The sequence below is a fragment of the Vibrio sp. 378 genome, from assembly GCF_033339435.1.
This window is the reverse complement of sequence record NZ_JAWOUO010000195.1, coordinates 1-988: the sequence shown is the minus strand read 5'-3', so window position 1 is coordinate 988 and position 988 is coordinate 1. Positions and strand designations below refer to the sequence as shown.

Below are 988 nucleotides of genomic sequence, written 5' to 3'. Positions count from 1 at the left end.
CCGCATGAGCAGTTGTCTGGCGGTACACTGCAAATGTCACACATGGTATTTGACCCTCTAGTTCGTTTCACTCAAACAATGGACTTCGAACCTCGTCTAGCAGAAAGCTGGGAACGTGTTAACGACACAACGGTACGCTTCAAACTGCGTGAAGGCGTGAAGTTCCACTCTGGTAACTCGCTAACAGCGGATGATGTGGTGTGGACATTTGAGCGTCTACAAAGCTCTCCAGACTTTAAAGCGATCTTCGACCCGTACGAGAAAATCGTAAAAGTGGATGACTACACGTTCGATTTGGTTACTAAAGGTCCATACCCACTTGTTCTGCAAACGGCGACGTACATCTTCCCTATGGACAGCAAGTTCTACTCAGGTAAGACAGAAGACGGCAAAGACAAGTCTGAACTAGTGAAGCACGGTAACTCATTTGCATCGACTCACGTTTCCGGTACTGGCCCATTCATCGTGACATCACGTGAACAAGGCGTAAAAGTGGAATTTGAACGCTTCAAAGATTACTGGGATAAAGCGTCGAAAGGTAACGTTGATAAGCTAACGCTAGTACCAATCAAAGAAGACGCGACTCGTGTGGCTGCGCTTCTTTCTGGTGGCGTCGATATGATTCACCCAGTAGCGCCAAACGATCACCAACGTGTGAAAGATGCGAAAGGCATCGATCTCGTGACACTACCTGGTACGCGAATCATCACGTTCCAAATGAACCAAAACAGCAATGAAGCGTTGAAAGACGTGCGCGTTCGTCAAGCTATCGTGCATGCGATCAACAACGAAGGCATCGTGAAGAAAATCATGAAAGGCTTCGCGACAGCTGCTGGTCAGCAAAGTCCTGCGGGTTACGTTGGTCACAACGAAAAACTGGTTCCTCGCTACGATCTGAAGAAAGCTAAAGAGCTGATGAAAGAAGCGGGCTACGAGAACGGCTTTGCCCTAACTATGATTGCGCCAAACAACCGTTACGTGAACGATG

The 988-nt window shown here is 48.0% G+C and carries 1 protein-coding gene; it reads left to right on the top strand.

The features are described from left to right. A partial coding sequence (locus R7Q48_RS25105) for an ABC transporter substrate-binding protein (protein ID WP_318132845.1) occupies nucleotides 1-988 on the top strand: 988 nt, incomplete at both ends.